The 1,495-nt window shown below is 39.1% G+C and carries 2 protein-coding genes and 1 pseudogene; all 3 read left to right on the top strand.

What is annotated here, in order from left to right:
* Window positions 1-409: pseudogene (locus ACODS7_RS31975) on the top strand (ParB N-terminal domain-containing protein); the annotation flags it as partial.
* 233 nt (window positions 410-642) lie between these two features.
* Window positions 643-954, top strand: a complete 312-nt coding sequence (locus tag ACODS7_RS31970) for a hypothetical protein (protein ID WP_243169065.1) — start codon at window positions 643-645, stop codon at window positions 952-954.
* Between the two features lie 289 nt (window positions 955-1,243).
* Window positions 1,244-1,453: a hypothetical protein gene (locus ACODS7_RS31965; RefSeq protein WP_243169066.1), complete on the top strand. Its 210-nt coding sequence runs from the start codon at window positions 1,244-1,246 to the stop codon at window positions 1,451-1,453.
* The last annotated feature ends 42 nt before the right edge of the window (window positions 1,454-1,495 follow it).

Here is a 1,495-nt window from a genome sequence, read left to right as displayed (position 1 = left end):
AGAAGAATTCGAACAACAAGAGCCACAGATTATCGAGAAAGAAGTGGTGAAAGAGGTAGCAATCGAGTCTCTAGAACACATTAACATTATAAATGAATTAAGAGATAAAAATGAAGAACTCAAGGATACATTGGATTTCTACAAACAAAAGGCAGATGCCTTGTCTAAAAATGTGGATGACATACAATTCGAAGAATCTTCCATGAATTATGTCGCGAATAAGAATGTCCACAATTTGATTGCCTATATGGATGAATTTCTAAAAGATGCAGTGGTATCAGCCCTTATGCGGGGTTCAATTGCGACCGCAAGTGATGCGACAAAAGAATTGCTAGATTCACGTATTGAGGCGTTTCAGGAGTTTCTAAATGATCTCAAGATAGCGAAGACGGGTCGAAAAATTAATTAATGGGAGGATTACACATGGAACACGTTACGCAATTACCAATCACACTGAATGAAGCTGGGGATTTAGTCATCAAACGTACAGATGATAAAACGATTGAAAAACTCATCGCGTTGGTACAAACGTAATTTGCGAATCAAAATAACAAATTAACAAAGGTGGACAAAACGTTAGGGAAGCTTGGCGAATCCGTTGGGAGCTTCGACAATCGTCTCACACAGGCGCAATTGGATAACGTGGCATCGAAACTCATTCGAGACCAGTTGCAGCAAGAAAGACATGCGAAGGCGGAGGGCTTCGTGGGCAATAAAGTACAGCTGACATTTGAAGCGATGGAAGGGACAAAATCCGACTTGGAGCGCCATGTACAAGTATTAATTAAGAAAGAAGTTACACGTATTATGCGCCAGATTACATCGTATATCAAAGAGAAATTGAATTTGCAATCTATAGACGATATTCCAAATTGTTTCGTTGAGAAACATAGGCAATTTTTAAAAGAGTTGACATGGAAAAAGCTTGATGCTTTTGTGAAAGGAGGTCGTTAGAACTGTGGAAGAAAGTACATTTTCGCTATGTATCGTGAGTGTATGCTTTGTGGGCTTAGTTGGATTTATACATGTGATGGATTGGATAGATAAAGTGTGGCTGAAGGATGTGGAGAAATAACGGCATCCATGTGAACCGTCTTGAAATAGGAGAAAGCCCTAACAGTAGGGTGCTAGGGCTTACAAGGTTGGTACGAAATAATTACTAATACGAAATGATTATAACATGTGGTTTTGATAACTGATATAAAAAGATACATAGAAATATGACATGGAGGAGTGAGAAAGTATGGATATCAAGCAATATGGAAAACGTGAAAAACGCTTAGTCGAACAAGTAGGAATTGCGAGAATGTGGGATTTTAATCAATTGGTGATTGCGATTATTGACAAGCATGGTATCGAAGCTGCGGAGGGAATCCTAGAGGATTTACAACAACATGCCACAGATACAGCAACCCTCCACATACAAGCTGTAGAAAGTGGAAAAGCCCTATAGAATAGGACTTCTTCATCGGAATTTGTACATAGAGCCTATTGC

This window comes from Bacillus sp. FG16, from assembly GCF_057809515.1.
This window is presented reverse-complemented; position numbering and strand designations above follow the sequence as displayed.

Excerpts from the sequence above, each read along its gene's own strand:
- ACODS7_RS31965 (WP_243169066.1), top strand. The coding sequence starts at position 1,244 with ATGGATATCAAGCAATATGGAAAACGTGAAAAACGCTTAGTCGAACAA.